Origin of the sequence: Enterobacter sp. HMSC16D10, assembly GCF_001807145.1 — a bacterium.
GTDB classification, from domain to species: domain Bacteria; phylum Pseudomonadota; class Gammaproteobacteria; order Enterobacterales; family Enterobacteriaceae; genus Enterobacter; species Enterobacter roggenkampii.
This window is the reverse complement of sequence record NZ_KV787878.1, coordinates 265186-290917: the sequence shown is the minus strand read 5'-3', so window position 1 is coordinate 290917 and position 25732 is coordinate 265186. Positions and strand designations below refer to the sequence as shown.

General features: G+C 55.9%; 25 protein-coding genes. 14 read left to right on the top strand and 11 right to left on the bottom strand.

What is annotated here, in order from left to right; translation table 11 throughout:
• Positions 1-112 precede the first annotated feature (112 nt).
• Both edd and kdgA read left to right on the top strand, forming a co-directional pair.
• Positions 113-1924: a phosphogluconate dehydratase gene (gene edd, locus HMPREF3143_RS12280; protein ID WP_070533217.1), complete on the top strand. Its 1812-nt coding sequence runs from the start codon at positions 113-115 to the stop codon at positions 1922-1924.
• A gap of 39 nt (positions 1925-1963) precedes the next feature.
• The gene (gene kdgA / locus HMPREF3143_RS12275; protein ID WP_008500459.1) at positions 1964-2605 is read left to right on the top strand and encodes a bifunctional 4-hydroxy-2-oxoglutarate aldolase/2-dehydro-3-deoxy-phosphogluconate aldolase; all 642 of its coding nucleotides are present in this window, start codon (positions 1964-1966) and stop codon (positions 2603-2605) included.
• 41 nt (positions 2606-2646) lie between these two features.
• Here the strand turns inward: kdgA and purT are convergent, their stop codons facing one another.
• On the bottom strand, positions 2647-3825 hold the full coding sequence (gene purT / locus HMPREF3143_RS12270; RefSeq protein ID WP_070533214.1) for a formate-dependent phosphoribosylglycinamide formyltransferase: 1179 nt from the start codon (positions 3823-3825) through the stop codon (positions 2647-2649).
• 171 nt (positions 3826-3996) lie between these two features.
• Here purT and HMPREF3143_RS12265 point away from each other — a divergent pair, with 171 nt between their 5' ends.
• Both HMPREF3143_RS12265 and ptrB read left to right on the top strand, forming a co-directional pair.
• Positions 3997-4647 carry a tellurite resistance TerB family protein gene (locus HMPREF3143_RS12265; protein ID WP_070533212.1) on the top strand — a complete coding sequence of 217 codons (651 nt, stop codon included), beginning with the start codon at positions 3997-3999 and terminating at the stop codon, positions 4645-4647.
• Positions 4648-4732: 85 nt separating this feature from the next.
• Positions 4733-6793 (top strand): oligopeptidase B, encoded by a 2061-nt coding sequence (gene ptrB, locus HMPREF3143_RS12260; RefSeq protein ID WP_070533210.1) that lies wholly within the window; start codon positions 4733-4735, stop codon positions 6791-6793.
• Here ptrB and exoX read toward each other — a convergent pair.
• The 3 genes from exoX to HMPREF3143_RS12245 form a co-directional block, all read right to left on the bottom strand.
• Positions 6790-7452, bottom strand: coding sequence for an exodeoxyribonuclease X (exoX, locus tag HMPREF3143_RS12255; protein ID WP_070533208.1), 663 nt, complete (start codon positions 7450-7452; stop codon positions 6790-6792). The two genes, ptrB and exoX, sit on opposite strands and share 4 nt — an antisense overlap.
• 24 nt (positions 7453-7476) lie before the next feature.
• A complete protein-coding gene (locus HMPREF3143_RS12250; RefSeq protein ID WP_008500464.1) occupies positions 7477-8127 on the bottom strand; it encodes a carbon-nitrogen hydrolase family protein in 651 nt (216 codons plus the stop codon).
• A gap of 110 nt (positions 8128-8237) precedes the next feature.
• Positions 8238-8468, bottom strand: a complete 231-nt coding sequence (locus HMPREF3143_RS12245; RefSeq protein WP_008500465.1) for a DNA polymerase III subunit theta — start codon at positions 8466-8468, stop codon at positions 8238-8240.
• 137 nt (positions 8469-8605) lie between these two features.
• On the opposite strand from HMPREF3143_RS12245, the gene yobA reads away from it, so the two are divergent.
• The 3 genes from yobA to HMPREF3143_RS12230 are packed head-to-tail and all read left to right on the top strand — an operon-like array spanning position 8606 to position 10203.
• Positions 8606-8977, top strand: a complete 372-nt coding sequence (gene yobA / locus HMPREF3143_RS12240) for a CopC domain-containing protein YobA (RefSeq protein WP_039266604.1) — start codon at positions 8606-8608, stop codon at positions 8975-8977.
• A 1-nt stretch (position 8978) separates the two neighbouring features.
• Positions 8979-9848 carry a copper homeostasis membrane protein CopD gene (gene copD / locus HMPREF3143_RS12235; protein WP_070533205.1) on the top strand — a complete coding sequence of 290 codons (870 nt, stop codon included), beginning with the start codon at positions 8979-8981 and terminating at the stop codon, positions 9846-9848.
• 16 nt (positions 9849-9864) lie between these two features.
• On the top strand, positions 9865-10203 hold the full coding sequence (locus HMPREF3143_RS12230; protein ID WP_008500468.1) for a YebY family protein: 339 nt from the start codon (positions 9865-9867) through the stop codon (positions 10201-10203).
• A gap of 405 nt (positions 10204-10608) precedes the next feature.
• On the opposite strand, the gene HMPREF3143_RS12225 is transcribed toward HMPREF3143_RS12230, so the two are convergent.
• Positions 10609-11550, bottom strand: a complete 942-nt coding sequence (locus HMPREF3143_RS12225) for a VirK/YbjX family protein (protein ID WP_025910080.1) — start codon at positions 11548-11550, stop codon at positions 10609-10611.
• A gap of 176 nt (positions 11551-11726) precedes the next feature.
• Here HMPREF3143_RS12225 and pphA point away from each other — a divergent pair, with 176 nt between their 5' ends.
• Positions 11727-12371: a protein-serine/threonine phosphatase gene (pphA, locus tag HMPREF3143_RS12220; RefSeq protein ID WP_023344417.1), complete on the top strand. Its 645-nt coding sequence runs from the start codon at positions 11727-11729 to the stop codon at positions 12369-12371.
• A 34-nt stretch (positions 12372-12405) separates the two neighbouring features.
• Here the strand turns inward: pphA and HMPREF3143_RS12215 are convergent, their stop codons facing one another.
• The 4 genes from HMPREF3143_RS12215 to yebS all read right to left on the bottom strand — a co-directional run bounded on the left by HMPREF3143_RS12215 (position 12406) and on the right by yebS (position 18157).
• On the bottom strand, positions 12406-12645 hold the full coding sequence (locus HMPREF3143_RS12215; RefSeq protein ID WP_008500472.1) for a YebV family protein: 240 nt from the start codon (positions 12643-12645) through the stop codon (positions 12406-12408).
• Between the two features lie 106 nt (positions 12646-12751).
• Entirely contained in the window at positions 12752-14194 is a 1443-nt protein-coding gene (gene rsmF, locus HMPREF3143_RS12210; protein WP_070533204.1) for a 16S rRNA (cytosine(1407)-C(5))-methyltransferase RsmF, read from the bottom strand.
• A gap of 77 nt (positions 14195-14271) precedes the next feature.
• Positions 14272-16905 carry a PqiB family protein gene (locus HMPREF3143_RS12205; RefSeq protein ID WP_025910088.1) on the bottom strand — a complete coding sequence of 878 codons (2634 nt, stop codon included), beginning with the start codon at positions 16903-16905 and terminating at the stop codon, positions 14272-14274.
• Positions 16874-18157, bottom strand: a complete 1284-nt coding sequence (gene yebS / locus HMPREF3143_RS12200) for a membrane integrity lipid transport subunit YebS (protein WP_070533201.1) — start codon at positions 18155-18157, stop codon at positions 16874-16876. Before yebS ends, HMPREF3143_RS12205 begins: the two co-directional genes overlap by 32 nt.
• Before the next feature lie 132 nt (positions 18158-18289).
• On the opposite strand from yebS, the gene HMPREF3143_RS12195 reads away from it, so the two are divergent.
• The 4 genes from HMPREF3143_RS12195 to htpX all read left to right on the top strand — a co-directional run bounded on the left by HMPREF3143_RS12195 (position 18290) and on the right by htpX (position 22713).
• Complete coding sequence (locus HMPREF3143_RS12195; RefSeq protein ID WP_032652362.1) at positions 18290-18787, top strand: GAF domain-containing protein; 498 nt, start codon at positions 18290-18292, stop codon at positions 18785-18787.
• A 96-nt stretch (positions 18788-18883) separates the two neighbouring features.
• Entirely contained in the window at positions 18884-19570 is a 687-nt protein-coding gene (proQ, locus tag HMPREF3143_RS12190; RefSeq protein ID WP_014884292.1) for an RNA chaperone ProQ, read from the top strand.
• A gap of 19 nt (positions 19571-19589) precedes the next feature.
• Entirely contained in the window at positions 19590-21638 is a 2049-nt protein-coding gene (gene prc, locus HMPREF3143_RS12185) for a carboxy terminal-processing peptidase (RefSeq protein ID WP_008500478.1), read from the top strand.
• A gap of 193 nt (positions 21639-21831) precedes the next feature.
• A complete protein-coding gene (gene htpX, locus HMPREF3143_RS12180) occupies positions 21832-22713 on the top strand; it encodes a protease HtpX (RefSeq protein WP_014884290.1) in 882 nt (293 codons plus the stop codon).
• 50 nt (positions 22714-22763) lie between these two features.
• Here the strand turns inward: htpX and HMPREF3143_RS12175 are convergent, their stop codons facing one another.
• Positions 22764-24137 carry an MFS transporter gene (locus HMPREF3143_RS12175; protein ID WP_063435831.1) on the bottom strand — a complete coding sequence of 458 codons (1374 nt, stop codon included), beginning with the start codon at positions 24135-24137 and terminating at the stop codon, positions 22764-22766.
• Positions 24138-24315: 178 nt separating this feature from the next.
• Here HMPREF3143_RS12175 and kdgR point away from each other — a divergent pair, with 178 nt between their 5' ends.
• Entirely contained in the window at positions 24316-25107 is a 792-nt protein-coding gene (kdgR, locus tag HMPREF3143_RS12170) for a DNA-binding transcriptional regulator KdgR (protein WP_008500482.1), read from the top strand.
• A gap of 66 nt (positions 25108-25173) precedes the next feature.
• Here the strand turns inward: kdgR and HMPREF3143_RS12165 are convergent, their stop codons facing one another.
• Positions 25174-25413 (bottom strand): YobH family protein, encoded by a 240-nt coding sequence (locus tag HMPREF3143_RS12165; RefSeq protein WP_008500483.1) that lies wholly within the window; start codon positions 25411-25413, stop codon positions 25174-25176.
• 159 nt (positions 25414-25572) lie between these two features.
• Between HMPREF3143_RS12165 and mgrB the strand changes: the two genes are divergently transcribed.
• The gene (gene mgrB, locus HMPREF3143_RS12160; protein ID WP_006175995.1) at positions 25573-25716 is read left to right on the top strand and encodes a PhoP/PhoQ regulatory lipoprotein MgrB; all 144 of its coding nucleotides are present in this window, start codon (positions 25573-25575) and stop codon (positions 25714-25716) included.
• Positions 25717-25732 lie beyond the last annotated feature (16 nt).

The window sequence follows — 25732 nt, the reverse complement described above, 5'->3', positions numbered from 1 at the left end:
CCGGAAGTGATTTTGCCCCTGAGCTCCGGACAGCAAGCGTTTCAGCGTTGTTAACAACTGCCAGCGACTTTGTAAACTCCCGAGCCCGGACAGATAAATGAGAGGAGCTTTTATGAATCCGACATTGTTACGCGTAACACAGCGCATTATTGAGCGCTCGAAAGAGACCCGTTCGGCCTACCTCGCCCGGATTGAACAGGCGAAGAGCCACACCGTTCACCGCTCCCAGCTGGCCTGCGGTAACCTGGCGCACGGCTTCGCCGCCTGCCAGCCTGACGATAAAGCGTCGCTGAAAAGCATGTTGCGTAACAATATCGCCATCATTACCGCCTATAACGATATGCTCTCCGCGCATCAGCCCTATGAGGTTTACCCGGACATCATCCGTAAAGCGCTGCACAGCGTGAATGCGGTCGGCCAGGTGGCGGGTGGGGTACCCGCCATGTGCGACGGCGTGACGCAGGGTCAGGACGGTATGGAGCTCTCCCTGCTGAGCCGTGAAGTCATTGCCATGTCCGCGGCGGTGGGCCTGTCACACAACATGTTTGATGGCGCGCTCTATCTCGGCGTATGCGACAAGATTGTTCCGGGCCTGGTGATGGCCGCGCTGTCGTTTGGTCATCTGCCTGCGATCTTCGTGCCGTCGGGCCCAATGGCAAGCGGCCTGCCGAACAAAGAAAAAGTGCGCATTCGCCAGCTGTACGCGGAAGGAAAAGCAGATCGTCAGGCGCTGCTGGAAGCGGAAGCTGCATCCTACCACGCGCCGGGCACCTGTACGTTCTACGGTACGGCCAACACCAATCAGATGGTGGTGGAGTTTATGGGGATGCAACTGCCGGGCTCGTCGTTTATCCAGCCGGACGCACCGCTGCGCAAGGCGCTGACCGAGGCCGCGGCCCGTCAGGTCACGCGTCTGACCGGAAACGGCAACGAATGGATGCCGATGGGCAAATTGGTCGACGAAAAAGTTATCGTCAACGGAATTGTCGCGCTGCTGGCCACCGGCGGTTCGACCAACCACACCATGCACCTGGTGGCCATGGCGCGTGCCGCGGGCATTCTGATTAACTGGGATGACTTCTCCGAGATCTCTTCCGTAGTGCCGTTGATGGCGCGCCTGTATCCAAACGGTCCGGCGGACATCAACCACTTCCAGGCCGCAGGCGGCGTACCGCTGCTCATGCGCGAGCTGCTGAAGGGCGGTCTGCTGCATGAAGATGTTAACACCGTAGCGGGCTTTGGCCTGCAGCGCTACACCCAGGAGCCATGGCTGAACAACGGCGAGCTGGACTGGCGCGAAGGGGCGACCGCATCTCTTGATGCGCAGGTTATCGCCACCATCGACAAACCGTTCTCTCCTCACGGTGGCACAAAGGTGCTGAGCGGTAACCTCGGTCGCGCGGTAATAAAGACCTCTGCCGTACCGGAAGAGAACCAGATTATCGAAGCGCCAGCGGTGGTATTTGAAAGCCAGCACGACGTATTACCTGCCTTTGACGCCGGTCTGCTCGACAAAGACTGCGTGGTAGTGGTGCGTCATCAGGGGCCTAAAGCCAACGGGATGCCAGAATTACATAAACTTATGCCACCACTTGGTGTATTATTGGACCGCCGTTTCAAAATTGCACTGGTGACCGATGGACGCCTCTCTGGCGCCTCAGGTAAAGTGCCATCAGCTATCCACGTGACGCCGGAAGCGTACGACGGCGGCCTGCTGGCAAAAGTGCGTGACGGTGACATGATCCGCGTTAACGGTCAGACAGGCGAGTTAACCCTGCTGGTGGATGACGCCGAGCTGGCGGCACGTCAGCCCCATATTCCTGACCTGAGCGCGTCGCGCGTGGGAACAGGACGCGAAATGTTTGGCGCACTGCGTGAGAACCTCTCCGGTGCTGAGCAGGGCGCAACCTGTATTACGTTTTAAGACGACTTGATTTTAACGATCTGGCGAGAGAAGACTCTGATGAAAAACTGGAAAACAAGTGCAGAAGCAATCCTGACCACTGGCCCTGTCGTGCCGGTTATCGTGGTAAACAAGCTGGAGCACGCTGTACCGATGGCGAAAGCGCTGGTTGCGGGCGGCGTTCGCGTTCTGGAAGTGACCCTGCGTACCGCCTGCGCGATGGACGCCATTCGCGCGATTGCCAAAGAAGTGCCGGACGCCATTATCGGTGCGGGTACCGTAACGAACGCAAAACAGCTGGCTGAAGTGACCGAAGCGGGCGCACAGTTTGCCATCAGCCCGGGCCTGACCGAGTCGCTGCTGAAAGCCGCGACCGAAGGCACTATTCCGCTGATCCCGGGCATCAGCACCGTCTCTGAACTGATGCTGGGCATGGACTACGGTCTGAAAGAGTTCAAATTCTTCCCGGCGGAAGCGAACGGCGGCACCAAAGCGCTGCAGGCGATTGCCGGTCCATTCTCTCAGGTACGCTTCTGCCCGACGGGCGGTATCTCTCCTGCCAACTACCGTGACTACCTGGCGCTGAAAAGCGTGCTGTGCATCGGTGGCTCATGGCTGGTTCCGGCGGATGCGCTGGAAGCGGGCGACTGGGATCGCATCACCAAACTGGCTCGCGAAGCGGTGGAAGGCGCGAAGCAGTAAGTCATTCGTCGCATGAAAACGGGCCTTCTGGCCCGTTTTTTTTATCCCTCTACCTTAACGTTTGCTGCGGCCGCTTTCGCTCTCGCCACGGCGTCGTCAACGTTATTCCCGGTGGCTAACGCCACGCCAAGACGACGGGTTCCGTCGATCCCCGGCTTGCCGAACAAACGGACCTGCAACCCGGCACCCACCGCCGCGTCAACGTTATCAAACGTAACGTTCTGGCTGGTTAGCTGCGGCAGGATCACCGCCGAGGCGGCCGGGCCGTACTGACGGATACCGCCGACGGGCAGGCCGAGGAAGGCGCGCACGTGCAGGGCGAACTCGGAGAGATCCTGCGAAATCAGCGTGACCATGCCGGTGTCATGCGGGCGAGGGGAGACTTCGCTGAAGGTCACCTCATCGCCGCACACAAACAGCTCCACGCCAAACAGGCCATAGCCGCCCAGCGCCAGGACGGTTTTACGGGCGATCGCCTGCGCACGCTCAAGCGCCAGGGGGCTCATCTGCTGCGGCTGCCAGGATTCGCGGTAATCGCCATCCTCCTGGCGGTGGCCAATCGGCATGCAGAAATGAACACCGTCAACGGCGCTGACGGTCAGCAGGGTGATCTCGAAATCAAACTTCACGACGCCTTCGACGATTACGCGACCGGCTCCGGCACGGCCACCCTGCTGGGCATAATCCCACGCGTTATCCAGGGTGCTGCTGTCGCGAATAAAGCTCTGTCCTTTTCCGGAGGAGCTCATCACCGGCTTAACGATGCACGGAAAGCCAATCTCCTCGACGGCCTGCAGGAATGCGGCCTTATCGCCAGCAAAACGGTAGCTCGAGGTGGGCAATCCCAGCTCTTCCGCCGCCAGGCGACGAATGCCTTCACGGTTCATGGTCAGCTTTGCGGCTTTCGCGCAGGGCACCACGCGCTGGCCTTCCTGCTCAAGCGCAATCAGCGTGTCGGTGGCGATGGCTTCAATTTCCGGCACGACAAAATCAGGCTTCTCGCGTGAAATCAGCTCACGAAGGGCATCGCCGTCCAGCATGTTAATCACATAAGAACGATGGGCGACGTGCATGGCGGGTGCATCGGCGTAGCGGTCTACGGCAATGACTTCCACGCCTAAACGCTGGCACTCAATGGCGACCTCTTTTCCCAGCTCGCCCGATCCCAACAGCATCACTCGCGTCGCCGCAGGTCGCAGCGCGGTTCCTAAACGAATCATAACAATCCCCCTGAAAAAGTTGCGGGCAGTATAAACGAAAACGTTTGCGTCTGTCTTGTGCACGGCCAGGTGAGGGGAGAAGAAATTTGCGCTTCTTTAGCCCGCCCAGACATTTCCTGACGCCTGCTCGCTTACGCTGTGGAACATGTTCACCGTTAAGTGAGGGAAACCATGTCTGGCTGGCTAAATCAATTGCAATCACTGTTAGGGCAGAAAACGTCGTCTTCCGGCGAGCGGGATCTCAGCAAACTGCTGGTGCCCGGGGCGCTCGGCGGGCTGGCAGGCCTGCTGGTCGCGAATAAATCCTCGCGCAAGCTGCTGGCAAAGTACGGGACAGGCGCGCTGCTCGCCGGTGGGGGCGCCATTGCGGGCACCGTCCTGTGGAATAAATACAAGGACAGGGTCCGGACCGCGCACAGCGATGAACCGCACTACGGCGAGCATACCTCGCCGCAGGATCTGCGCACCGAAAGGCTCATTCTTGCGCTGGTTTTTGCCGCGAAAAGTGACGGACATATCGACGATAAGGAACGGCTGGCGATCGAACAGCAGCTGCGCGAAGCCGGCGTCGAAGAGAAGGGCAGAGCGCTGGTGGCGCAGGCCATCGAACAGCCCCTGGATCCGCAGCGTCTGGCGCAGAGCGTGAAAAATGAGGAAGAGGCGCTTGAACTCTATTTCCTCAGCTGTGCCGCCATCGATATCGATCACTTTATGGAGCGCAGCTACCTGAATGCGCTTGGCGACGCGCTGAAGATCCCGCAGGACGTGCGTGAGGGCATTGAGCGGGATATCCGGGAACAAAAACAGGCGTTACAGGGATAGTTCTCGCCGTTGCGACCCTGTTTCGCTTGCATCATGCGTGGGTTTTGCCAACCTTATAGGGTGTAAAACGAAAAAGAATGACGACATGCCACCGAAAGCCCGACGTATACCTTATGCGATCACCACGCATGGCGATACGCGTATAGACAATTATTACTGGCTACGGGACGACTCGCGCTCCCGGCTAGAGGTGCTCGACTACCTGCACGAGGAAAACGACTATGGCCGCAAGGTCATGTCCAGCCAGCAGACGCTTCAGGACCAGCTGCTGAATGAAATGGTGCAGCGTATTCCTCAGCGCGATATCTCCGCGCCCTGGACCAAAAATGGCTATCGCTATCGCCATATTTATGAGCCCGGCAACGAGTATCCCATCTACCAGCGTCAGTCGGTCCTGAGCGCCGAATGGGGTGCGTGGGATATTCTGCTGGATGCCAATCAGCGCGCGGCCCACAGCGAGTTTTATACTCTGGGCGGCATGTCCATTTCGCCGGATAATGCGGTGATGGCGCTGGCGGAGGATTATCTCTCCCGTCGCCAGTACGGCCTGCGTTTTCGCAATCTGGACACCGGCAACTGGTATCCGGAAATGCTGGAAAACGTCTCCCCGGATTTTGTCTGGGCGAATGATTCCGAGACGGTGTACTACGTCAAAAAGCACGCCTCTACGCTGCTGCCCTATCAGGTATGGCGGCATACCATCGGAACGGACTCCGCAGACGACGAGCTGGTCTATGAAGAGAAAGACGAAACGTTTTATGTCAGCCTGCATAAAACCTCTTCGCGCCACTATGTCATTATCTTCCTGGCCAGCGCCACGACGTCGGAAGTCCTGCTGCTGGATGCCGAACTGCCCGACGCCCAGCCGCTCTGTTTCCTGCCGCGCCGAAAGGATCATGAATACAGCCTGGATCACTTCCAGCACAGCTTTTATCTGCGCTCGAATCGCGAGGGTAAAAACTTTGGCCTCTATAAAACCAAAGTGCGCGATGAGCGCAAGTGGGAGGTGCTTATCCCCGCGCGGGATCAGGTGATGCTGGAAGGGTTTACCCTGTTCACCGACTGGCTGGTAGTGGAGGAGCGCCAGCGCGGGCTGACCAGCATCCGGCAAATCAACCGCAAAACGCGGGAAGTGGTGGGGATCGCGTTCGACGACCCGGCCTATGTGACGTGGATTGGGTTCAATCCCGAACCCGAATCATCGCGGCTGCGCTACGGCTATTCATCCATGACCACACCGGACACCCTGTTTGAGCTGGACATGGATACCGGGCAGCGTCAGGTAATAAAGCAGACCGAGGTTAAAGGGTTTGAGTCCGAAAACTACCGCAGCGAGCACCTGTGGGTCACCGCCCGGGATGGTGTCGAGGTCCCCGTCTCGCTCGTCTATCACAAAGCCCATTTCCAGAAAGGCAAAAACCCGATCCTTGTGTACGGCTACGGCTCCTACGGCTCCAGCATGGATGCTGATTTCAGCAGCAGCCGTTTAAGCCTGCTCGACCGCGGCTTTGTTTTCGCCATCGCCCATATTCGCGGCGGCGGTGAGCTGGGGCAGCACTGGTATGAGGACGGGAAATTCCTGAAAAAGAAAAACACCTTCAATGACTACCTCGACGTCTGCGATGCGCTGATTGATCAGGGCTATGGCGATCCGAAACTCTGCTTTGGCATGGGCGGCAGCGCGGGCGGTATGCTGATGGGAGCGGTTATCAACCAGCGTCCTGAACGCTTTAAGGGGATTGTCGCGCAGGTGCCGTTTGTCGATGTGGTGACGACCATGCTCGATGAATCCATTCCGCTGACGACCGGGGAGTTTGAAGAGTGGGGGAATCCGCAGGATGAGATTTACTACCGCTATATGAAAACGTACAGCCCTTACGATAACGTCGAGGCGAAAGCCTATCCGCACATGCTGGTCACCACCGGCCTGCATGACTCTCAGGTGCAGTACTGGGAGCCGGCAAAATGGGTGGCGAAACTGCGGGAGCTGAAAACCGACGACAACCTGCTGCTGCTGTGTACCGACATGGATTCCGGACACGGCGGGAAATCGGGACGATTTAAATCGTATGAAGGGGTGGCGCTGGAGTATGCCTTCCTGATTGGCCTGGCGCAGGAGACGCTGCCAGGCCGTGCAGAGCGTTAAGCTTCGCCCAGATAGTGCTTTAGCGTCAGGCGCAGTTCCGGGCTCATTTTGTCAAGGTTGTTATACAGCCAGCGCAAATAGCCCGGGTCTTTATCCGCAATATCCGACACCGCTCTGCCCCGGTATTTACCAAAGGTAAACGTGGTCAGCAGTGCGGGACGGCCGGTAATCGTTGCCATATCGTCCGGCGTCCAGCCTGAGGTGTTCATAATATCGATGAGTAGCGCGGCGGTGATATAGCAGTCGTACAGGGCGCGGTGATGATGAAGCCCCTCAGGCGTGCGGACGCTGAGCTTGCGGGACTTGTACAGCGCCATGTTGCTGTATTTAATGCCCGGCCAGAGGCGACGCGCCAGCTTCATGGTACAAATCCATTCCCCCGGCATCTCAGGGAGCACCCGGCGGTCAAAACTGGCGTTATGCGCGACGTACCAGGAGCTACCGTAATAGTGGGGAATGATCTCTTCGATCCACGGCTTGTCCGCCACCATCGATTCGGTAATGCGATGGATAGCCATCGCCTGAGGGCTGATGGGGCGGTCAGGACGCACCAGATGGCTCATTGGGTTGACGATTTTACCATCAACCACGTCGACAGAGGCCACTTCCACAATTCCGCCCTGAAGATCGCAAGTTTCGGTATCGATGACGCGCAGCATTGAACACTCCTGAGCTTAAAACGCCTAGCCTAAAGGAATGATATCGCCTTGCCAACCCTCTCCGCCGAGCGTGCCGGTCAACAGCAGCTCGCCCTTATCCGCGCGAACGATCAGCTGGCCTTTCTCATCCCACAGCGCGCTACCGCCGCAGGCGTTCGCCATCAGCACCGCTATGGCATATTTATGCGCGAAGCGCTGCAGGGTACTGATGGACTGCCGCCAGCGGTTATCCTCCACTGACTGACAGCTGGTAAACAGCGACGCTCTGGGATCGAGATTGGGGGAATCGGCATGCGCATCAATAATGCTGAGCTGTTTCTCTCCCGGCACCAGGCTGGCTCCGCCACCTTGCGGGTAGCGAAGGATGCGTTGACGAGCGGGGGTGAAGAGCGCGAGACCTTTCTGGCGCTGACCATCCCGCTCCACGGGGAGCCCGGCAATCACGGTTATTCGGTAACGATGCGCCGCGTCGAGCAGCGGTTCCAGCTGGGCGTCGCCGGGTGGGAGAGGTAACGTCGTCGTTCCCGAGCCTGTTAATGACAGTTCAGGAAACACCAGCAGATCGCACCCCTGCCGTGCTGCTTCGGCGATGAAGCGCAGGTGGTGCGTGATATGGTCATCGACACTCTGATGCTGCCCGCTATACTGGGCCGCCGCTATATTCCAATGTGACATCGTGACTTCCTTATACACTGAGTCGCAGGGATTTAAGAATACACCTAAATTTATCAGGGTTTTCTTATCCTGCCAGATTCAGCGTAAGGAAGTGTAACGGCTCGTTAAGCTTATTTAACTTTAGGTTCGTACGGTAAACGGGAGAGGTTGACCGAGGCGAGACGGTGGGCGATGAGTCTTTCGCGAAACCAGTCGCGCAGATGGGCGGGCTGTTCCCGTTCAACGACTTCAGCCACGACAGGCATGTTGTAACGCTCTTTAAACGCGACGCCAGCGGCAGCGAGATCGACATTCACTTTATCCATCTCGTCCTGTGGAAGGGCGGCCAGATTGATCTTCATTACCTTCTCCTTTTTATGCGGCGGCAACGTTACCGCGATTGCACGACGATGACAAGCGGAGGCAGGATGATCCTCGACTCGTTTATTATACAGCGTTATTCTTTAGCATACAGACATAACAAAAAGGAATGATTGCGATGGGTTTCTCCGCTTCCCGCGCGGTATGCGCACTGGTTTTTCTGGCCTCTACAATGATGACCCCCTCCGTGCTGGCGCATGCGCACCTTAAGCAGCCGATCCCGGCAGCGGACAGCGTGGTGAGCGCTCCGCAGGCACTGACGCTGAATTTTTCAGAAGGCATCGAACCGGAATTTAGCGGTGTGGTGGTGACGGATGCGCAAAAGCAGGTCATCAAAACGGGAACCGCCACGCGCGACGAAAAGAACAAGGCGCAGCTCACCGTTCCGCTGGACCAGACGCTGACGCCAGGGACGTACCAGGTAGACTGGCATGTCGTCTCGGTAGACGGTCATAAAACCAAAGGTAGCTATCAATTTAGCGTGAAATAGCATGCTGGCGCTGTGTTATATCGGGTTGCGCTTTATCCATTTCGGGGCGCTGATGCTGATTTTTGGCAACGCGCTTTACAGCGTCTGGTTTGCGCCTTCCTCTCTCCAGCGGCTGATGTCCCGACGTTTCCAGCTGCAGCAGAAAGTGGCGGCTTTTGTGAGCCTGGCGGCTGCACTCCTGATGTTTATGCTTCAGGGCGGACAGATGGGTAACGGCTGGGGCGATGTGTTTGCCCCACAGGTCTGGTCCGGCGTAATGAGGACACAGTTTGGCGGCGTCTTGCTGTGGCAAATGATTCTCGCTGCGATGACGGTCGCTGCAGCATGGCTCGCGCCGCTGAAGGGTTCGCGGCTGCTGCTGCTCGCCATGGGGCAGCTTATCCTGCTGGCGGGGGTAGGGCACGCGGCGATGAACGACGGTTCGATGGGGGCGCTGCAGCGCCTTAATCACGCTTTTCACCTGATCTGTGCTGCTACCTGGCTTGGCGGATTACTGCCCCTGCTGTTCTGCATGCGTCTGGCGAAAGGGCGCTGGCAGAATGCCGCCATCTATACCATGATGCGCTTCTCGCGCGTGGGCCATTATGCGGTCGCGGGCGTGCTGCTCAGCGGAGCAATCAATGCGCTCATGATACTGGGTGTCCATATTCCCTGGCAGGCTGACTACGTGCAGTTTTTGTTGTTCAAATGTGCGCTGGTGGCTTTGATGGTGGTAATTGCGCTGGCAAATCGGTATTTTCTGGTGCCACGGTTTCGTCCGGAGACCGGGCGAGCACAACAGATTTTTATCAGGATGACACAGGCAGAAGTGGTGCTGGGGGCGCTGGTACTGGCAACGGTCAGTCTGTTCGCCACCTGGGAACCCTTCTGACAAGGTTAAATATCATATGAAAAAGACAGTACTTTCTCTCATATTGCTGGCCTGCACGGGGAGCGCGTTTGCCGCACCGCAGGTTATCACCGTCAGCCGTTTTGAAGTGGGTAAGGATAAATGGGCGTTCAACCGCGAAGAGGTGATGCTGACCTGCCGTCCGGGCCATGCGCTGTATGCCATCAACCCGAGCACGCTGGTGCAATACCCGTTAAATGAAACCGCCGAGCAGCAGGTGGCCAGCGGCAAGAGCAGCGGCCAGCCGATTAGCATCATTCAGATCGATGACCCGGCGAATCCGGGACAGAAAATGAGCCTGGCCCCGTTTATCGAGCGCGCCGACAAGCTCTGCTAACGCTCAGGTTTCCAATAAAAAACCGCAGATGCTTGCGAAAGCACTGCGGTTTTTCACATTTTATGATGCTCTGGCGCTTTTTTTCCGACCGCTTTAGCTGTGGACTGGAAAACCTGGCGTCGTCATCTATTCTTAAAAGGCAAGGCGACTTAGCCTGCATTAATGCCAACTTTTAGCGCACGGCTCTCTCCCAAGAGCCATTTCCCTGGACCGAATACAGGAATCGTATTCGGTCTCTTTTTATCTGCATGAAAGTAAAAGACTAATCCTTTCGTTGTCTCACTTCTGCAGCGCACGTCCTGTACGTCTGGTTAAAACATAACACACTACGGCATGCTGTAGTCCAGCCCTTTTTGCCTGTTTTGTTAAATTTTCGTGTGCAATTCAGTAAAGCGCGTGCGGGGTCTAAAAGTACGACCTAACCGACGCCTCGATTTCATCAAGCAGCTCAAAGCGACGGCGGTATTCAGCGCGTTTTTTACTGGCAATTTCTTCAAGGGATTTGCGCTCCATATGCAGCGGGAGCTGCCAACTGAAGGTCGAGCGTTTTTGACCGTCAATAGAAGCCCAAAACTCGTCGTAGCTGGCATGGAAATGACGACCTTTACTCAGACGATAGCGCAGCGCGCGGAAGATATGCCCTTCATCGCTGACTGCGTAAATGGCTTTCATGCCGGAGAGGGTTGCAAGCTGGAAAAGCACTTCCATCAACACGCGTTTCGGGAAAAGACCATGGCAGGCACGGGTCGCCTGTTTGATCACATCGCGGGATACGCTGCGGCGCGGGCCCTGAAGACCCCCAATCACCAGCGCATATTCTCCGTTTTCACGCGTAACGCAAAACGTCACGCTCGCAAGCAGGGTATTTTCGTTATCACGCAGCCACAGCGTACACTCGCCCTCACGCTCTGCTTTACTGGCGTTCATGGCATTAACGTTATAGCTCACGCCATCTTTAGCATGAAACTCAACAATGGATTGTTCTTGCGGCCCGGTTAAGGCGGCGATTAGCCCGGCATCTCTCAGGGAGTCAATCCACTGATAATGGGTGATGATGGCATTGGCCCGTGCGTTGGCATTCATCCCCCGCATGAGATACTGGCGATGCGTTTTGCTCGGCAGGGTGATTTGCGAAGCCAGCAGCTGGTCGAAATCGTTGCGGCGAGCCAGTGCATCGAGCATGCGATGCGTGGAAGACCAGAACAGCAGTGAACGTAACAGAAATTTGAGACGGTACTCGCGTTTTTGCCAGATAGGACCTGGAACGAGTTTACCTTTCACCAGTTCGGAAATGATATGGGTACGATGCGAATGTGGCGCATCTTCTTGCAGGCGCTTATTTGACACGGAAAGACCTCAAAGTTTATGCAATGCATATTTTAGGGGCATGCAAAAGTGTATTAATACTGGTGAAATATTTATTTATCCTTAGTTTACTGTTTGTTTAACTTTATGAAAAGCGCTCCAGCGGAGCTTCCCTGCGCATATGCTAGCTGCAGCTACACTCTCTTGTGGGAGGTTCTATGTATGAGCGAATAGATGGTCGAAAGTGGCGTCACGTCTGGGTTGTCAGCGATATACATGGCTGTTATCAGCGGCTTATGGATGAGCTTAAACGCCGTCATTTTAATCCGTATGAGGATTTGCTTATTTCCGTTGGGGATATGATCGATCGCGGTCCGGACAGCGTTAAATCATTACAACTTATCAATGAAAAATGGTTTCGTGCCGTCCGGGGCAACCATGAGCAAATGGCGCTCGACAGTCTGGATAATAACGATTTTTCACTCTGGACAATGAATGGCGGAATATGGTTCAGGCAACTTGAACGGGACCAGCAACAGCTTGCGCTATCGTTGCTCGAGGCCTGTCACGATTTACCGCATATCATCGAGATAACCTGTGCGAACGGTCTGAACGTGATTGCCCATGCGGATTATCCGGCAGCGGAATACCGCTGGCAAAAACCGGTGAGCGCCCAGCGCGTTTTATGGGATCGCGATCGGTTGACGGGGTTTATGGTGGGTAAAGGGCAGGGCATCAGCGGTGCGGATCATTTCTGGTTCGGACATACGCCCGTCGACAGAAGGTATGATTTTGACAATCTCCACTACATTGATACGGGCGCCGTATTTGACGGTTACTTTACGCTGGCGCAGCTGCAGTAATAAATAACCCGCCTTCGGGCGGGTTCTCTTTAGGTCAGGCAAGACGCATGACCCAGGCATCGGTTTTACTATCGTAATGCTCACGGTAAAGGACAGAATGTTCGCCATCAAGTATTGCCGGGACGCTGGTGTCTGCATCCCATGCATCGAGCTGCATGCACAAATCCGGGTCGGATTTGCAGGGAATACTTAACGTTCGATCGCCTTGCGCTTCGCCGCGCAGTTCTGCGTCGTCGATCTCAAAAGCGCCAATACGCACGCTGGTTTTCGTCATAGTGCTCTCCGGGTCGGTTGTCAAAATCTGGTATGACCAGTACGGCCACCCATTTTTGATCGTAGACAAGGAGAGCAAAATCGCCAGTAAAAAAATGCGCTTTTTTTCAGGCCGTGCGATCGTTACCGGTAAACAGTCGTCCATCCCGGACCAGCTCGCGCGGATAGCTGTTTTTCAGTCGTGAACCGACTTTTTTTGCCAGCCCGAGCGGGTATCCCTGATACGTCACGATCACTTCATCGCCTGATGGCGTGCTGTCAGGATAGACATCGCGACCACGGTACCACTCTTCGGCTTCCTGATGCGTCAGGGCAAAGGCAATCTCGTGCCCGGCAAGGGCGATGACGGCCTCATGCTGCCAGCGATAGCCTTTATTATGCACTTCCGCCAGGCGGATCCCGATTCGGGAAAAACGGACCTTTCCGATGAGCGGTTCGATCTCAGCCGGGAACAGCCATACCTCTTTATCACGGATCCAGAGGTGCAGGCTCTCATCCCAGACCAGGCCAACCTTTTCGGCGGCGGCGACAAGCTGTGCTGCATCGCGACCTTTGAGGGGGGCAAACGGGAAGTTGCCGACCTTGAATTTGGGGGCGGGCAGGGGAGCAACCGCCTGCGTTTTACGCAGACGTGCCACAAAGAAGCCTTCGCAGTCGTAAATCTGCGGGAATACGTGGAGGAAACCCTCCGGCGTAATCGCCTCCTGTGCCGAGGCGAACAGATCGTTAAGCGGCAGGAATTCGACCGCATCCGGGTATTGCGCTTTCAGCCACAGGCAGACGTCTTCGTTTTCATCGCGGTTTAAGGTGCACGTTGAATAGACCAGCGTGCCGCCTGGGCGAAGGGCATGGAATGCGCTCTCGATCAGCTCCCGCTGCGTGGCGGCGATCTCAAGGTTGCTTTCCACGTACCAGTTCTTTAACGCATCGGGATCTTTACGCACCACCCCTTCGCCGGAGCAGGGAGCGTCCAGCAGAATGGCGTCGAAGGCTTCCGGCAGGGCAGCGCCAAACACGCGGCCGTCGAAGTGCGTCAGGGCAACGTTATGAATACCGCAGCGGCTGATGTTGGCATGCAATACCTTCACGCGGCTGGCGGAAAACTCGTTGGCGAGGATCGCGCCGCGGTTACCCATACGGGCGGCAATCTGCGTGGTTTTTGAGCCGGGCGCCGCGGCCACATCCATCACGCGCTCGGGCGCATTGCCATCGGCGAACAGGGCTGCCACCGGCAGCATCGAGCTGGCTTCCTGGATATAGAACAGGCCGCTCAGATGTTCAGCGGTGCTTCCCAGCGGCACGGCGTCTTCGTCATCGCGCTCGATCCAGAACCCCTCAGCGCACCACGGTACCGGCGTAAGCTGCCAGCTGTAGGGCGCGACCAGCGCCAGAAAATCCTCGACGCTGATTTTCAGCGTGTTGACGCGAATACTGCGGCGTAACGGACGCTGGCAGGCGGCGATAAAATCGTCTAACGACAGGTGAGAAGGAAGCGCCTCGCGCATCTGCGCCAGGAATTGTTCAGGAAGAAATACGGAGTTTTGAGCCACGGGCACACCACAGGGAAAAGTTCAGGTGCGCAGTGTAACATAAAGGCTCCGGTGCGTTGACACCGGAGCCTTGCAGATTAACGCGGCAGGGCGGTTCCCCATTCGCGCCACTCTTTCGGTTCGCTTTCGAGCAGCAGGAAATGTTTACCCGGCTGCGCTTTCGGCGCCAGCGGCGTACCCGGCGGTGTGGCAAACGCAATACCGCCGCGAATGAACTGGTTGAAGGTCCCGGTTTTCACCACGCCTCCCGTCAGGCCGAAGTCCAGCGAGTAGCCGGATGCCAGCCAGAACACCGAGTTATTACGCACCAGGTGCTGATAGCGTTCGCTGATGCGTAGCGCCACCATCACGCGGTCGGAGAGCGTCCCGAGCGTCAGGCCCGTGACCGTACCGACCTCTATGCCGCGGAACAGGACCGGCGTGCCGATGCTCAGCGAGCCGGCTTCCGGCACTTCCACCACGATGCTCAGGCCACCAAGGTAGCGCGAGTCGGTGATCGTGGCTTCCTGCAGTTCGAAATCACGACGGGCATTGCCCTGGCCTGGCTCCACGTTGATGTACGGCTGCAAAATGGTGTCGAGATGCTCAACGCCCGCGGCCGAGATCTGCGGCGTGACCACCGAGAAGCGTGAACCCGCGCGTGCAAAGGTCTGCACATATTCCGGGTAGAGCACGGCGGTAGCCTGCACCTCGTTACGCGAGGTGATCAGCGTCAGCTTCTGGATCTGCCCGATATCAATGCCCAGGTAGCGGATGGGCATGCCTTCCGCCAGCTTACCGGCATCAAACGCGTGCAGGGTAATCTGCCCGCCCACTGCGCGGGCGGCGGTCTCGGACGGGAAGAGAATTCGCTTATCGCCTTTACGCAGGTTCGCGCCCGCACCGCTGAGGTTATCGAAGCTAATCGCCCCGCGCAGCGCGCGTGACAGCGGAGAGGCCTGTACGGTCAGTCCGTTACCGTTCAGCTGCACTTTCGCGCCACCTTCGGCCCAGAAGACGCTGTTCGGCGTCAGCAGCTTACGGTACTCCGGCTTGATGTGCAGTTCGATATCAAAGGCGTCGGCACGCGGGCGAACGGTGATCACTTCCCCGACTTCAAACTTGCGATACAGCACCACGGAGCCCGCCTGAACGTCCGGCAGGGTCTCGGCGCTTAACGTCAGCGTGGTGGTAGGAAGATCGCTCAGGCTGTTTTCAATCGCTTTCTCAAGGTTGGCATACAGCGGGTAGCTGTCGCGCACGGGACCTTTATCCCCCGGCAAAATACGGATGCCGCCGTTCACCCATTCGCTGGCGCTGGCGCCGAGAAACTCCACGCCGTCCAGTCCTACCTTCACGTCGACGCGACTGTTCACCACGAATTTACTGTCGCCATGTACCAGGTCTCTGTATTGCGGATCGATGGCGACGGAGAATTGCACCCCATCCGCGGAGAGCTTCCGCTCCAGCACCTGTCCCACCTGCACGCCGTGTAAAATCAACGGCTGACCGGCTTCAATCCCATAGCTTTCTGGCGCATTGAGCGTAACCGTCACGACGCCCGGCTTTTGCAGCAGGGCTTTATCCGCCGGGGCAATCACGAAGCTATTGCTGGGCTGACCTTCCCCGGGGATCAGCTCAAAGGTATTGCCGGTCAGCAGTGTGCTGAGGCTGGCATCGTTAAGAGAGAGCTTTGGACTGCGCATTTCGATGCGCGTTTTCTCGCGCAGGAGATCGACCACGCTCGGATCGACCGTCATTTCGCCGGTGACCGATCCGCCCGGGTTGAGCGTCATTTTGGTGAGCTGGCCGACCTGCAGACCCTGATACATCAGCGGCGTTGAACCCGCTTTTAGTCCTTTAGCATCGGGAAGGGCGAGTTTGACGATCACGCCGCGCTGGCTGTGCGCCAGATCGGCGTACAATCCGAACGTGTCATCAGCGGTGGCAGGGCTTGAGTTTTCCGGGGAGTCAAAGGCGATGGCGCCGTTCACCAGTGCGGCCAGACTCTCCAGCTTCACTTTTGCACCGCTCAGGCTGAGGTCGGCATCCACGCCGGACACGTTCCAGAAGCGGCTGCCTTTTTTCACCAGATTGGTGAAGCGACGTTCGATCAGCACATCAATCGTGACGCCCTGTTTATTCGGGTTAATCGCGTAGTCATACACGCGGCCAACCGGGATCTTACGGAAATAGACCAGGGAGCCGCTGTTCAGGGAACCGAGGTCCGGCGCCTGGAGATGAATCATCAAATCGCCGTTATTGAGGCGGTATTTGGGCTGCGTATCCAGAGCAACAAAGTGATCCTGCGGTTCGCCTTTACCGGGCATCATGCCGATATAGTTACCGCCGACGAGCGCATCCAGACCGGAAACACCGGCCAGCGAGGCTTTTGGCGTCACCAGCCAGAACTGCGTTTCGCTGCGCAGGGCATCCTGCATGTCAGATTTAATGCTGACCCGCACCTGAATCTTGTTCAGCCCTTTTCCAAGGGAGATATCCTGAACCGTACCCACTTCAACCCCCTGGAAGCGAACGGGGGTTCGCCCGGCGACGATGCCGTCGGCGGTCTGGAAATCAATGGTGACGGTACTGCCGCGATCCTCATAGCTTGTCCAGATAAGCCAGCCTGCAATCATCAGGGCGATGACGGGCAGCAACCAGAATGGCGAAATGCGGCGTTTTGTTTTAATTCTCGCTTCAGTCGGCGAAGCGGGGGTTTCCTGACTCATGTGCATCCCAAAGTAAGCGGCTATCCAGCCATTCCACAGCAAGAATAGTCAATATCACCGCAGAGCCGAAATAAAAAGCCGCGGGTCCCATTGTAAAAGCAAGTAACTGATCGCGATTGATGAGCGACATCATCAGCGAAATCACGAACAGATCTAACATTGACCAGCGGCCAATCCAGGTGACGAATCGCAGAAGCAAAATGCGGGTCCGTAAACCTTGTTCACACTTTAAGTGAATGCTGATGAGCAGGGTAATCATCACCACCACTTTGGTAAAGGGAACCAGGATACCGGCAATAAAGACGATTGCCGCCACCCCGACATTGCTGTGCGCAAGGGAGATAATCCCGGAAAGGATAGTATCCTCCTGACGTCCACCATTCACGTAAATGATGGAAATCGGCAGCATATTGGCGGGGATCAGAAACACCAGGGAGGCGATCAGCGCCGCCCAGCATTTTTGCAGGCTGTTATTGCGCCGCAGTCTCAACGGAATGTGGCATCGCGGGCAGCGTCCGCGCGTGTCGGGTAACCCGGTATAGTGGCAACCCAGACAGACGCGCAGATTTTCATCGGGACGCGTGGCGGGGCGCTGAGGGTAGAATCGCTCCCAGAGCTGCTCAACGTTCAGGTGGATCAGCGTCAGGATGCTCAGCAATACCAGACAGATGAAGGCAAAGAGTCCGACGCCGGGCTGCAAAAAGGCGTAGTCCTGCACCTTTATTGACGCAACCCCCACGCCGACCAGATAAATATCCAGCATCACCCACTCTTTGAGCTTGTCCAGCATCAGCAGCACCGGGCGAAGGTTCATGCCAAGAATGTTGCCAAACCAGAGATAGGCAATGGCGGCAACCAGCACCAGGGGGGCGCCGACGGTGCAGAACAGCACCATCGCGGCGGTGATGGGATCGCCCTGACGGGTCATCTGCCAGATACCCTGCAGCACGTTAGCATCAATGCGCACGCCAAGCAGATAGAGCTTCAACAGCGGTTCGCTCCAGGCGAAGGGCATCAGCAGCAGCATGGTGACGGCCATGGCGGCGAGGCGGGTCAACGACCAGTCGCGGCCATCGCGAATTTTGGCGTCGCAGCGGGGACAGAAGGCGCTTTGGTGCGATTTCATCTTCGGCAACATAAAAAGCGTATCGCACTGGGGGCAACGCTGATAATGTGCACGAGGCAAAGCTTCGCTTACCGTATGGACAGTTATCTTTCTCGTCGGCGTAATTTTGGTTGTTTTTAAGGCCATCAGCTGCGCACAAATAAGTATTGTTGAAAGTTATAATAACTCATGAACGGATTCATCTTGAGCATGAGCGCATTTAATGCTTATTTTAATAGGCTATGCGGTAATTTTGTAAGACAACTAAGTGATTGAATAATGAACAAAACAGAATTCTACGCGGATCTGAACCGCGATTTTAAGGCATTGATGGCGGGTGAGACCAGCTTCTTAGCCACTCTGGCAAATACTAGCGCATTGCTGTTTGAACGTCTCTCTGACGTGAACTGGGCGGGCTTTTACCTTCTGGAAGGTGAAACGCTGGTGCTCGGTCCGTTCCAGGGCAAACTGGCCTGCGTGCGTATTCCGGTAGGGCGTGGCGTATGCGGCACGGCGGTGGCCGAGAATCAGGTCCAGCGTGTGGAAGACGTTCATGCGTTTGACGGACACATCGCTTGTGATGCCGCCAGTAATTCTGAAATCGTTCTGCCGCTGGTGGTCAAAAATCAGATTATTGGCGTTCTGGACATCGACAGTACGGTCTTCAGTCGCTTTACAAGCGAGGACGAACAGGGGCTGCGCGAGCTGGTGGCGAATCTGGAAAACGTACTCGCAGCAACCGATTATCAAAAATTCTTTGCGAGCGTCGCAGGATAATCAACGGATAACGTAGCATTTACTGATAGCGTCATTATAATGACGCCTGTTCATGCCTGCGCTTGTTGGCAACGTCCGTTGTAATCAGGAAATTTCATGGAAAATCAACCTAAGTTGAATAGCAGTAAAGAAGTTATCGCATTTCTGGCCGAGCGTTTCCCGCAGTGCTTCAGCGCGGAAGGCGAAGCTCGTCCCCTGAAAGTCGGTATTTTTCAGGATCTGGTGGCGCGTGTTGAAGGGGAAATGAACCTCAGCAAAACTCAGCTGCGTTCCGCCTTACGTCTTTATACTTCGAGCTGGCGTTACCTGTACGGTATCAAACCTGGCGCGACCCGCGTGGATCTCGACGGCAACCCTTGCGGTGAGCTGGACGAGCAGCACGTTGAGCACGCGCGCAAGCAGCTGGAAGAAGCCAAAGCACGCGTTCAGGCACAACGTGCAGAACAGCAAGCGAAAAAACGCGAAGCCGCCGCGGCAAACGGCCAGGAAGAAGCGCCTCGTCGTGAGCGTAAACCACGCCCTGCGCCGCGTCGTCACGATAATAACGATCGCAAACCGCGTGCAGACAAACCAGCAGCAAAAGCCCCGCGTGCCCCTCGTGAAGAGCCGCGCCATACGCCGGTTTCTGACATCAACGCCCTGAGCGTAGGTCAGGCACTGAAGGTAAAAGCGGGTAACAATGCTATGGACGCCACCGTACTGGAAATCACCAAAGATGGCGTTCGTGTACAGCTGACTTCTGGTATGTCAATGATTGTACGCGCAGAACACTTGTTGTTCTGAAACGGAGGCCAAGCCTGGCATGAACACTTTTTTTAAGCTCACCGCGCTGGCGGGCCTGTTTGCTATAACAGGTCACGCCTTTGCAGTGGACGATATCACGCGTGTTGATCAAATTCCGGTACTCAAGGAAGAGACGCAGCACGCGACGGTGAGCGAGCGCGTGACCTCACGTTTCACCCGTTCGCACTATCGTCAGTTCGATCTCGATCAGGCCTTTTCGGCCAAAATCTTTGACCGCTATCTGAACTTGCTGGATTACAGCCATAACGTTTTGCTCGCCAGCGATGTCGAGCAGTTCGCTAAGCGGAAATCCGAGGTGGGTGACGAGTTGCGTTCAGGCAAGCTGGATCTCTTCTACGATCTCTACAACCTGTCGCAAAAGCGCCGCTTCGAACGCTATCAGTACGCGCTGAAAGTGCTGGAACGTCCGATGGACTTCACCGGCAACGACACCTTCAATCTGGACCGCAGCAAAGCGCCCTGGCCAAAAGATGAAGCCGAGCTGAATGCGCTGTGGGACGGCAAAGTGAAATACGACGAGCTGAGTCTTAAGCTCACCGGCAAAGACGAAAAAGAGATCCGTGACACGCTGACGCGTCGTTACAAATTTGCCATTCGTCGCCTGGCACAGACCAACAGTGAGGATGTTTTCTCACTGGCCATGACGGCCTTTGCGCACGAAATCGATCCGCACACAAACTATCTCTCACCTCGCAACACCGAGCAGTTTAATACCGAAATGAGCCTGTCTCTGGAAGGTATCGGCGCGGTGCTGCAGATGGACGATGATTATACGGTGATCAATTCGATGGTCGCGGGTGGTCCGGCATCCAAAAGCAAAGCCATTAGCGTAGGCGATCGCATTGTGGGTGTGGGACAAACCGGCCAGAACATGGTCGATGTGATCGGCTGGCGTCTTGATGACGTGGTTGCGCTGATCAAAGGTCCGAAGGGCAGCAAGGTTCGTCTGGAAATTCTGCCTGCCGGAAAAGGTACCAAAACCCGTATCGTTACCCTGACCCGTGAGCGTATCCGTCTGGAAGATCGCGCGGTGAAAATGTCGGTGAAAACCGTGGGTAAAGAGAAGGTGGGTGTCCTGGATATTCCTGGCTTCTACGTCGGGTTGACTGACGATGTGAAAGTTCAACTGCAGAAACTTGAAAAGCAGAACGTCAGCAGCATCATCATCGACCTGCGCAGTAACGGCGGCGGGGCGCTGACGGAAGCGGTTTCACTCTCTGGCCTGTTCATCCCATCTGGCCCGGTGGTTCAGGTGCGCGATAACAACGGTAAAGTGCGAGAAGATGCGGACAATGACGGTGTGGTCTACTACAAAGGCCCGCTGGTGGTTCTGGTTGACCGCTTCAGTGCATCTGCATCTGAGATCTTCGCCGCTGCCATGCAGGACTACGGCCGCGCGCTGATCGTCGGTGAGCCAACCTTCGGTAAAGGCACCGTTCAGCAGTACCGCTCTCTGAATCGGATTTACGATCAAATGCTGCGTCCGGAATGGCCTGCACTGGGCTCGGTTCAGTACACCATTCAGAAATTCTACCGCGTAAACGGCGGCAGTACGCAGCGTAAGGGTGTCACGCCGGACATCATCATGCCGACAGGCACCCAGGAGACGGAAACTGGCGAGAAGTTTGAAGATAACGCGTTGCCGTGGGACAGCATCAATGCCGCGACCTACGTGAAAGCGGGTGATATGACGCAATTTGGCCCTGAGCTGCTGAAGGCGCATAACGACCGCATCGCGAAAGATCCGGAGTTCCAGTACATCCTGAAGGATATTGCCCGATTCAATGCCCTGAAAGATAAGCGGAATATCGTTTCTCTGAACTACGCTCAGCGTGAAAAAGAGAACAACGAAGACGATGCAACCCGCCTGGCGCGTATCAACGATCGCTTCAAGCGTGAAGGTAAACCTCTGCTCAAGAAACTGGACGATCTGCCAAAAGATTACCAGGAGCCGGATCCGTATCTCGACGAGACGGTGCATATCGCGCTCGACCTGGCGAATCAGGAAAAAGAGAAACCTGCCGTACAGCCCGCTCCGGCAAAATAACCTCCCAACAGGCACAAGAGATTGTGCCTGTTTCTTTTTGTACTTTATCCTTCCGTCAGCCAGATTTTCAATTGTGTAAAGTTGTGTCTTTCTGGTGACTTACGCCCTCAGGATGCTTGAAAATAGCCGCAATACCCATACGATGTGGGTAATCGCATAGTGCGTTTTGTTAAACTGAGGTAAAAAGAAAATTATGATGCGAATCGCGCTCTTCCTGCTCACCAACCTGGCGGTGATGGTGGTTTTCGGGCTCGTGCTAAGCCTGACAGGAATTCAGTCGAGCAGCGTTCAGGGTCTGTTGATTATGGCGCTGCTGTTTGGTTTTGGTGGCTCGTTCATCTCCCTGCTGATGTCGAAGTGGATGGCATTGAAATCGGTAGGGGGTGAGGTTATTGAACAGCCGCGTAACGATATGGAACAGTGGCTGATGAATACGGTGGCTCAGCAATCCCGTCAGGCCGGGATCGCCATGCCGCAGGTGGCCATTTACCATGCTCCGGACATCAACGCGTTCGCCACGGGTGCCCGCCGCGATGCGTCACTGGTCGCTGTTAGCACCGGACTGCTGCAGAACATGAGCCGTGACGAAGCCGAAGCGGTTATCGCCCACGAAATCAGCCATATCGCAAACGGTGACATGGTGACCATGACCCTGATTCAGGGCGTGGTAAACACCTTCGTGATCTTTATCTCCCGCATTCTGGCGCAGATTGCCGCTGGCTTCATGGGCGGCAACCGTGACGAAGGCGAAGAGAGCAACGGCAACCCGCTGATCTATTTTGCCGTGTCGATGGTGCTGGAACTGGTATTCGGTATTCTGGCGAGCATCATCACGATGTGGTTCTCCCGCCACCGTGAATTCCACGCGGATGCCGGTTCTGCGAAGCTGGTTGGTCGCGAGAAGATGATTGCCGCGCTGCAGCGTCTGAAAACCTCCTACGAGCCGCAGGAAGCGAACAGCATGATGGCCTTCTGCATTAACGGTAAATCCAAATCGCTGAGCGAGCTGTTTATGTCTCACCCGCCGCTGGATAAACGTATTGAAGCGCTGCGCAGTGGGGAATACCTGAAGTAACGCAACAAAACACAATAAGCCGGGCAGGAGAACACTCCGCCCGGCTTTTTTTATGCCTGAACCCTGGGCTGGGTCACCCGCAGGCCGCTGACGATAGCCGCGAGGGTGGCAAGTACACCGGCGGTGAGGAGGGCAACATGGTTGCCGTTCTGGCCTGCGAGGTTAAACATCAGGGCTACCAGCGCCGCACCGGTGCTTTGCCCAAGGAGACGCGCGGTTCCCAACATGCCGCTGGCCCCTCCGCTGCGATGTCGCGGCGCTGAGGTGATAATGGTGTGGTTATTGGGGGACTGGAACAGCCCAAACCCCGCGCCGCAGAGGATCATGCGCCAGATAATGTCCAGATCGGAAGGCGACGAGGGCAGCAATGCCAGTGCGAAAAGGCCTGTCGCCATCACCGCCAGCCCCAGCGCCCCGAGTAAACCGGCATGAACGCGTTCAATTAAGTAACCTGCCAGCGGGGCCATCACCATGGTCGCCAGCGGCCAGGGGGTGAGCAGCAGTCCGGTCTCCACTTCTGACCGGCCTACCACGCTCTGCAGAAAGAAGGGCAGAGAAACCAGAGCCAGCATCTGGGCGCAAAACGAGCAGACGGACGTGCAAATGGAGAGTGAAAAGAGAGGAATACGCAGCAGATCAACGGGCAGCAAAGGCGCGGGGAGGGTGAGCTGGCGGCGAACAAAGAAGAAGCCGATCGCCAGCAGGGCGATGAGCTCCACGGCGGTAAGCATCAGCGATTGTCCCTGCGCAAAGCCGCTCAGCGCCGTAATCAGCAGGCCGAAGGTCAGGGCATTCATCACCGCACTCGTCACGTCGAAGCGCGGCATGCTGCTTTTGGGGCCGTTAGCGGGAAGAAAGCGCAGGGCAAAGAAGATGGCGAGGATACCCAGCGGCACGTTAATGGCGAACAGCCATTGCCATGACGCGACGGAAAGGATCGCCGCCGCAATGGTTGGCCCGGCGGCTGAAGAGACGGCCACAATAAACGAGTTTATACCCATCCCGCGCCCCAGATGGCGCTGCGGATAAATCAAGCGGATCAGCGCCGTGTTTACGCTCATCAGCGCCGCGCCGCCAAAACCCTGCGCGATACGCGCCAGCGTCAGGGTATGCAGTGAATCTGAAAGGGCGCAGAACAGGGAGGTAAACGTGAAAACCACCAGGCCACACTGATACACCCGGCGATAGCCGAACATATCGCCCAGGAAAGAGAACGAGAGCAGTGAAACCACAATCGCAATCTGGTAGGCGTTAACAATCCAAATCGAACTGGCGGGTGAGGCATGCAGGTCGCTGGCGATGGTTGGCAGGGCAACGTTCGCAATCGCGCCGTCAAGGACGGCCATGGAGATACCGATAATGATGGTCGCTATTGCGCCATACCGCTGGGGTAAGGGCAGGCCATCGGAAAGATTCTTTTCCATCAGGAGTAAAAAGCTCAGCGTGAAATTATTCTCAGGGTAACTATTTTAGCATTGTTACAGCCGCGATATGTCGCAGATTTGTAACGAAGTAAACGCGGATTGATTGCAGCTGACATGACGGGAACTTATAATAAAAACCAGTTCTGATTTTTATAAAACACTCGCTATGAGGTGGTAAATGGCTATTGCGGATTTGGATAAACAACCAGATTCTGTTTCTTCCGTGCTGAAGGTGTTTGGCATCTTACAGGCGCTTGGAGAAGAGCGTGAAATAGGTATTACAGAGCTGTCACAGCGCGTGATGATGTCAAAAAGCACCGTTTATCGCTTTTTGCAAACCATGAAATCATTGGGTTACGTTGCGCAGGAAGGCGAATCTGAAAAATATTCTCTGACGCTGAAGCTGTTTGAATTAGGTGCGCGTGCGCTACAAAATGTTGACCTGATCCGCAGCGCGGACATTCAGATGCGTGAAATCTCTCGCCTGACCAAAGAGACCATTCATCTCGGTGCGCTGGATGAAGACAGCATCGTTTACATCCATAAAATCGACTCCATGTACAATCTGCGCATGTATTCGCGCATTGGGCGCCGCAACCCGCTCTACAGTACCGCGATTGGTAAGGTTCTGCTGGCGTGGCGCGATCGCGAGGAAGTGGAACAGATCCTCGAAGGCGTGGAATACAAGCGCAGCACGGAACGAACCATTACCAGTACGGAAGCGCTGCTGACGGTGCTCGACCGCGTGCGCGAGCAAGGGTATGGCGAAGATAACGAAGAGCAGGAAGAGGGGCTGCGCTGTATCGGCGTCCCGGTATTTGACCGCTTTGGGGTGGTTATTGCGGGCTTAAGCATCTCTTTCCCAACCTTACGTTTCTCCGAAGAGCGTCTGCATGAGTATGTGACTATTCTGCACACTGCCGCACGTAAAATTTCTGAACAGATGGGCTATCACGACTACCCGTTTTAATCCCTGCTGAAATGAAAAAACGCCGCATCTGATGCGGCGTTTTTTATGCCTCATGAACCTGGCTGATTAGCCGTTATCAATCACGACGGATGTTTTACGCAGTACAGGACATTGGGTTAAGCCAATGATCCCGCTGTCCGTATGCAGATACTGGGCGGTGCTCATTCCTTGTGCGGTTAGGTATTTACACTGAATGCCTAACCCGGCTGCGTTTTCGGTGCTCCCCACAAGCACACCATAGCCCGTTAACAGAAGGCCAATCCAGACAAGGGCCAGTGCAATAATTGTTCGAATGATGAATCGCATTATTACCTCTTTTATCGTTGTTATCGTAATGCTAGCGTAACGTGTTTACGCAATGAAACAAGTGCAGCATTCTTAAAAACCGCGATGGAGGCGCAGTTAGCCCTTGTTTAAGATAAGCGTGATAATCTCGTTACATCAGGTCCTTAGACGGAGTGTGGAGTGAAAAAAATACGCTGGGTAATTCTGATTATCGTACTGATAGCGTGCGTGGTGTTATGGACGCAGACGATCAATGTGATGTGCGATCAGGATGTACAGTTTTTTAGCGGCGTTTGCGCAATCAACAAATTTATTCCGTGGTAATACACATTTTTTCTCA

What these genes read in the sequence shown, in the direction of transcription:
- purT (WP_070533214.1), bottom strand. Translation starts at nt 3,825, where the DNA reads ATGATTCGTTTAGGAACCGCGCTGCGACCTGCGGCGACGCGAGTGATG.
- HMPREF3143_RS12245 (WP_008500465.1), bottom strand. Translation starts at nt 8,468, where the DNA reads ATGAAGATCAATCTGGCCGCCCTTCCACAGGACGAGATGGATAAAGTG.
- exoX (WP_070533208.1), bottom strand. Translation starts at nt 7,452, where the DNA reads ATGCTGCGCGTCATCGATACCGAAACTTGCGATCTTCAGGGCGGAATT.
- HMPREF3143_RS12165 (WP_008500483.1), bottom strand. Translation starts at nt 25,413, where the DNA reads ATGCGATTCATCATTCGAACAATTATTGCACTGGCCCTTGTCTGGATT.
- yebS (WP_070533201.1), bottom strand. Translation starts at nt 18,157, where the DNA reads ATGGCCTTAAAAACAACCAAAATTACGCCGACGAGAAAGATAACTGTC.
- kdgR (WP_008500482.1), top strand. Translation starts at nt 24,316, where the DNA reads ATGGCTATTGCGGATTTGGATAAACAACCAGATTCTGTTTCTTCCGTG.
- yobA (WP_039266604.1), top strand. Translation starts at nt 8,606, where the DNA reads ATGGGTTTCTCCGCTTCCCGCGCGGTATGCGCACTGGTTTTTCTGGCC.
- proQ (WP_014884292.1), top strand. Translation starts at nt 18,884, where the DNA reads ATGGAAAATCAACCTAAGTTGAATAGCAGTAAAGAAGTTATCGCATTT.
- kdgA (WP_008500459.1), top strand. Translation starts at nt 1,964, where the DNA reads ATGAAAAACTGGAAAACAAGTGCAGAAGCAATCCTGACCACTGGCCCT.
- HMPREF3143_RS12215 (WP_008500472.1), bottom strand. Translation starts at nt 12,645, where the DNA reads ATGACGAAAACCAGCGTGCGTATTGGCGCTTTTGAGATCGACGACGCA.
- HMPREF3143_RS12205 (WP_025910088.1), bottom strand. Translation starts at nt 16,905, where the DNA reads ATGAGTCAGGAAACCCCCGCTTCGCCGACTGAAGCGAGAATTAAAACA.
- HMPREF3143_RS12265 (WP_070533212.1), top strand. Translation starts at nt 3,997, where the DNA reads ATGTCTGGCTGGCTAAATCAATTGCAATCACTGTTAGGGCAGAAAACG.
- HMPREF3143_RS12230 (WP_008500468.1), top strand. Translation starts at nt 9,865, where the DNA reads ATGAAAAAGACAGTACTTTCTCTCATATTGCTGGCCTGCACGGGGAGC.
- HMPREF3143_RS12250 (WP_008500464.1), bottom strand. Translation starts at nt 8,127, where the DNA reads ATGTCACATTGGAATATAGCGGCGGCCCAGTATAGCGGGCAGCATCAG.
- edd (WP_070533217.1), top strand. Translation starts at nt 113, where the DNA reads ATGAATCCGACATTGTTACGCGTAACACAGCGCATTATTGAGCGCTCG.
- pphA (WP_023344417.1), top strand. Translation starts at nt 11,727, where the DNA reads ATGTATGAGCGAATAGATGGTCGAAAGTGGCGTCACGTCTGGGTTGTC.
- copD (WP_070533205.1), top strand. Translation starts at nt 8,979, where the DNA reads ATGCTGGCGCTGTGTTATATCGGGTTGCGCTTTATCCATTTCGGGGCG.
- ptrB (WP_070533210.1), top strand. Translation starts at nt 4,733, where the DNA reads ATGCCACCGAAAGCCCGACGTATACCTTATGCGATCACCACGCATGGC.
- HMPREF3143_RS12195 (WP_032652362.1), top strand. Translation starts at nt 18,290, where the DNA reads ATGAACAAAACAGAATTCTACGCGGATCTGAACCGCGATTTTAAGGCA.
- prc (WP_008500478.1), top strand. Translation starts at nt 19,590, where the DNA reads ATGAACACTTTTTTTAAGCTCACCGCGCTGGCGGGCCTGTTTGCTATA.
- HMPREF3143_RS12175 (WP_063435831.1), bottom strand. Translation starts at nt 24,137, where the DNA reads ATGGAAAAGAATCTTTCCGATGGCCTGCCCTTACCCCAGCGGTATGGC.
- htpX (WP_014884290.1), top strand. Translation starts at nt 21,832, where the DNA reads ATGATGCGAATCGCGCTCTTCCTGCTCACCAACCTGGCGGTGATGGTG.